Annotated in this window: 2 protein-coding genes; both read left to right on the top strand. The window is 40.4% G+C overall.

Annotated elements, in window-relative coordinates; translation table 11 throughout:
* Window positions 1-23 precede the first annotated feature (23 nt).
* Window positions 24-1,001: a glycosyltransferase family A protein gene (locus QZZ22_RS11715; protein WP_292465074.1), complete on the top strand. Its 978-nt coding sequence runs from the start codon at window positions 24-26 to the stop codon at window positions 999-1,001.
* A gap of 1,261 nt (window positions 1,002-2,262) precedes the next feature.
* A complete protein-coding gene (locus QZZ22_RS11720; protein WP_292465077.1) occupies window positions 2,263-5,838 on the top strand; it encodes a putative Ig domain-containing protein in 3,576 nt (1,191 codons plus the stop codon).
* The last annotated feature ends 162 nt before the right edge of the window (window positions 5,839-6,000 follow it).

Below are 6,000 nucleotides of genomic sequence, written 5' to 3' on the forward strand. Positions count from 1 at the left end.
TATTTGAGAGATCTATTCTCTTCATGTGCATTCGTGTAAGCATCGTAATTCCAACTTATAATAGATCTTCTTCTCTTCGACAAACAGTAGATTCACTTTTGCAGCAAACATTTCCCATTAAAAATTATGAAATAATTATTTGTGATGATAGTAGTAAAGATGATACTGCGGCAGTTGTTAAAGAAATAATAAACCGAACAAATCATAATATAAAATACCTAAAAGTTCAAAGTCCCCTGAAAGGTCCTGGAAAAGTTAGAAACGCAGGTATAAATGTTTCTTCTGGTTCTATTATAGGTTTTACAGACGATGATTGTGTAGTTTCAAGCAACTGGATTGAAGATGCAGTTAAAACCTTTAATTTAAATGAGAACATATGTGGTGTGAGTGGCGCAGTTATTACAGAAGGAAGATGTCAAAGTAAGTTCAAAATTCCCCGTAAAGTTACAGTTCTTTCAGATGAAGGTTCTTATGTTACATCCAACATATTTTATAAAAAATATGTTCTTTTGGAGGCAGGATGTTTTGACGTATCTATGAGGTATTTGGAAGATATTGAGTTGGGGTGGAGGGTTGAGAAAGTTGGACCAATAATGTTTAATCCCTCTTTATTAGTCAAACACAAATTATTTTGTATGTCTTTCAAAGATTACTTAAAGAAAATGTCTTTTATTGAATATTGGGTTCTAATGTACAAAAAGCACCCCGAGCATCGAAAAAAAGATCAACTTTTATTTGGACGTATTAATAACAAAAGACTATTCTATGTTATTTTTACACTGTTAGGTATTATTTCATATCCATTAATTGTAGAATTATCTTATTTATTCTCAGGGTGCGCTCTTATATCTTATATATTTACGTATGTGGCATACGATAAAAATGTCTCTCAGTATGCTTTAAGGATTTTGAAACTTCCAATTAATTTTTTCATGGATTTTTTGCGCTTTATTTACTCTATGAAAGCTAGTATAAAAAATAATTTTTTTATGTTTTACTAAATTATCTAATTCCCATTAAATATGACGCAATGTTAAATTCTAGGTATTTCGCTTCTTGTATGAATATTATAAGTATACTAATACATTTGTATTACTTTTACTTCAAATTGTTTGAAAGAGATGAGTATGTATTTAAGAGTTCTCTACATTCATTAATGCACTTCTCTTTCCTATTTCATGTTCATACAATGTTCTATCATGTTCACAAGATATATCTCGATGTATTAGTTTTATTTTCAATAGAGCCTCTACTAATAAAGGATGAGAATCAATTATGAACTGGACAAAAAATTGTTATATATTCCTGCTTTTCCTTCTTTTTATTACTATTGCAGATGGACAACAATTTGATATTATTGCTACCGAAGGTGCATATACAGATAGCTTGAATCCGACTATAAATCATGGAGATGATGAATATCTTAAAACATGGAACGCTGCAAATAGGCAACAGGGTACATACTTAAAATTTTTCGTCCCAAATCATACTGATTCAGCTGTAGTTCACCTTTATCTGCAAAATTTTGCAGGTTCTTATTTCCGAATATATCAGGTATCTTCTGATTGGAAAGAGTTAGAGATTACATCTAGTAATGGTAAGCCTATTCTTGAAGGTACTGATATAATAGATCAAGTTTCAAACAAAGGAGCTGGTGTTTGGTATAGTTTTAATGTTAGCTCTGTTGTTGATGAGCCTGGGAATTATTCATTTTATATTACAACACAGTATGGATATAAAAATGAATTCAATTCTACAAGAGCTGCCGCGAATCAGCCATATATGACTCTAACAACATGTGCTGGAAATGTTGATATTGTTCACAATACCAAAACAAATAATGATTCATGTGCTTTTATTGTAGAAGAGGGCGAAGAAGTGTCATTTTCAGTAACAGCAGATGATCTGAATAGTATCTCTTCTTATAGTTGGTATGTCAATAAAGAAAATCAAGGTGTAAATTCATATGAATTTAGTTTCATAGTTCCTGCTGGGATTGAAAATCAACCCTCTTCTAAAATCTGGGAAATAAGGGTCGAAGGAATCTATGAAAACAACTCAAAGCTTGTTAGGGAGTGGTTAATCTCAAGTCTCTCTGAAGAAGAAGCACCTGATTTCATCGATTTCTTTATTGACCGAGACAATCGATGGAGGACCGGTTACATTTCTGATCCATGGGGAAGACCATTTCCCTGTTATAACAGACCAGAAAACTTAATCCCTAATGGTTATTACACTGGAAGTGACACCAGCACAGGAAAAATGTTATCAACCAAATTTGATATCACTGATGGTACTTTTAAGTTCAAAATTAGAAACCCTGGTGCCTTAAACATAAACTATTTCAAAGTATGGGATACAAATGGCAACAGTTGGAGAATGGAATGGACAGCAAATGAGTTTCATGATTATTTTTCAATTCTGAATGAACATGGATATATACCGGTTTCAAGAAGATGGCTTGGTCAGGCTCCTGGTGTCCATTGGTGGAAAGGTGACGAATGGCGCGATATAACTATCATTAAAACGCCCGACGGTTGGTTTAGTGTGTATGAGAACGGCGTATTACTTCCATATGCACATGCCAATTTCGAAGATGCGGTGACCGATGCTACAAAATTGACATTAGCTTCAAACAGCATATTGCAAATGGACTCAATAGAAGTGTATAATAATAAATATATTCATCCAGAAACAACTATTGAATATGGGACATACCCAAAATGGTGGAGAGTAGGGGAAATTACATATGGAAGATTGGACCCGACTGATGAAAACGGCATCATAGTATCTGGAAAAAATGTAACTTTAAAACAAATATCTGATGCCATTGATGATGCCGAGTATATTACTTATGATCCAAGTACCCACACGACCGTACTGAAAACAAACCTGTCGCTATATGACGGTAGTGAACTCACAATTGACAATGAGATATTAATTATCGATACTTCTTCACAGTCATTGAGTATCAACCCAAAGGTTGGAGTAACTCTTAGAATAACTGATTCAACTTTAACAGCAACAGACAATCCCTTGATATGGAACATTGCAAGTTCTGTATCTCAGAATGTGTTTGATCCAGATAATACACGTAATATTGTAGCATCTAGTGGTACAGATAGGCATAATCCTGTATATGATTTCAGAGGAAATTTCATAATTGAAAATTCAACTATTGACAATACTGGGAATCTGTTCCTTGATGCTCCTTATGAAGTCACAATCAGGAACGTGGTATTTAGCAATCATAGTTCAATAGACTATGGTGATTACACTCTTAGGGGAGCATATGAGAACCACAATCAGAAGAAAAGGCAATCTTATGGTGAAAAGGGGCTGTGGATTGTACCGAGAATGGATTTAACCGCCTTTGTTATTGAAAACATTACTTTTATTCAACCTAAAACTGACGTTAGTTTGAAATTCATTGGAGGAGAATGGATACAGAGCGCAACAACTATTTGTGATAGTGATTTGCGCGGTGTTGATATCATTGCAATGAAGGCGTTAAAGTATGAATATTATGTTACTTATTGGGATAAAAATGAAAAATCAACATTGGCACTATTAAATACACTTTATGATGAGGGTAAACTTGCTATAGGGGGACATGTTAGACTTGGTGGGGCATACGATTATAACGAAGCTTCAATTTTAACAAAGTATTATTTAGACATATCCGTTGAAGATAGTGAAGACAATTCAATTAGTGGCAGTGATATAAGCCTAATTTCTTCTAGTACGTCGTATCCGGCTGAGAACTTGTATGAGTATAGGGACTATATTTCTGATGCAGAGGGTCCTGGGCAAGGAGGAGTCACTAACTATGGATCAACTCATGCACACAATGAAACATATACAGGTGGCGTCCATACTCGATGGTACAATGCACTGCCACTCAGCACCGCAGTCACAGATTCCAACGGCCACACGGCTTTGCCAGAATCAGATGATCCGAAGAACTCCATCGTTTTGATAGACTATGTGTTAACAAGCGATGCTGGCAATCTGAAAAAAGAGTCTCTGACCTACACTCTTAATGCCAATGCCCCGAGTGGACAGTCAGTATTCCTCAGTGGCATCTCCCCAGATTCCACTTGGTATCGTGAGGACCCCCATATCCCTTCCTATACCATCACCGCCATCATTCCCGATAACAGCACCAGTGGTCCCAGTATTATAGGCTTTGCTCCGAGCGAAGATAATCCCTTCGTGCCAGGCAGCTCAAAGAAATTCAGGGTGTGGACGGATGAGATGCTGACTACTATGGAATGGTATGTTGATGGTGTTCAGGTATCCTCTGGCTCACTGGAATATGACTGGAGTATCCTGGAAGGATCTCATACAATACACTTTGAGGGAGCATGTACAAACGGTGCTGTGATGCAGAGTTGGTCTGTAACTGGAAAGTTACAAGTTCCTGAAGAACCTAAGGTCCCCGAGTCTTCCGGTTCAGGTACCTCCTACACTCCTTCAGCAACTTCCTTCACTTCCAGTATCGGTGAATCCACAAACTTCATCGTGGACACTGACGAGCAGTTCACAAGCACACAGTGGTACTTCAACGGAGCTGCAGTCGCAAGTGGCACAACGAGCTATACGCAGAACTGGGATGCATCCGGATCGTTTACTGTGAGCTTTGAAGGAGCCACGGACCTTGGTACAGCGACCAGGACCTGGAACGTAGTGGTATCGGGATCCGAGTATTCGGCTATCAGTGTGGTGCCATCGGCAAGCGTGGTGGCGCCGGGTGAGACATTCTCGCTCGATATGTACATCGATCCGAAGCAACCCGTTACAGGGGCGCAGTTAAACATGCATTACAGCACGCTTGCTTCGGTGACATCGGTCAGGGATGGGGGGCTCTTCAAGGTGGACGGGCTGACGAGCACTTTCCAGAGCGGTATAATCGATAACTCCGCAGGTGTGGTCAGGGACGTTTACTCTGCAGTTACGGGTTCCGGGGCAGTTTCAACAGCTGGCAGCATGGCCACAGTGGATATGGTGGCGGGCGCATCCAGCGGGATGCTTGAGCTGACATTGTCCAATGTAGTGCTAAGCGATGCATATTCCAATCCTGCACCGTATGATATCACCTATGCTTCTATACTGGTGGATACGGCGCCAGAGTTCAATGCCATTCCTGCAATATCGGTGGAGGAAGAGTCTGCCCTCACATTTGCAGTGAGCGCAACGGACGAGGATGGCGACACGCTGACATACACCAGTGCATCAATGCCACAGGGCGCTACATTCGATACATCCACCGGTGCCTTCAGTTGGACCCCTGCAAGAGGCCAGGCAGGCACATACAGCGTGGAATTCGAGGTCACTGACGGCTACCTTAATGACACCGCCAATGCAGCCATCACTGTGACAAGTCTCAACCGGGCGCCTGTGATCACTCTCTTCGAGCCGGCATCGGGCTCTGAGTTTGAGGAGGGACAGGTAATTGACATAAGCGTGGTCGCAGAAGACCCGGAGGGAGAGTCACTCAGTTATTCACTGACCATCAACGGCGTCCAGGTGAGCAGCTCCGCGAGCTACCAGTGGGTCACTGACTACTCCTGCGCAGGCACACACACAATAGGTGTCACTGTCAGCGACGGGAACAGCCAGGCAAGCCAGACACACACTGTTACGATCCTTGACGTGCATCCGAGATGGGATGTCAATCAGGACGGCGTTGTGAACATCCTTGACATCACCCATGTGGGACAGAACTATGGAAACACCTATTCTGAAGATCTCCCGCGCTGGGATGTCAATCAGGACTGTATCGTGAACGTACAGGATCTATCGATCGTAGCGGCACACTTTGGAGAAACCTTATAAGCATCCATAAGCCCCTTTAAAGGGGCTATTTTTTTATATTTCTCTTTTTTCCTCAAGAACATCCTGCTTCCACATAATACAGATGCTGCCTGTCCGGACAGTACATGTCCAGCTCGATCTTTAACTTCTGCACCAGGTCACAACAATACTGTTCCAGGACAC

Source organism: Methanolobus sp. (genome assembly GCF_016278365.1).
Taxonomy (GTDB): domain Archaea; phylum Halobacteriota; class Methanosarcinia; order Methanosarcinales; family Methanosarcinaceae; genus Methanolobus.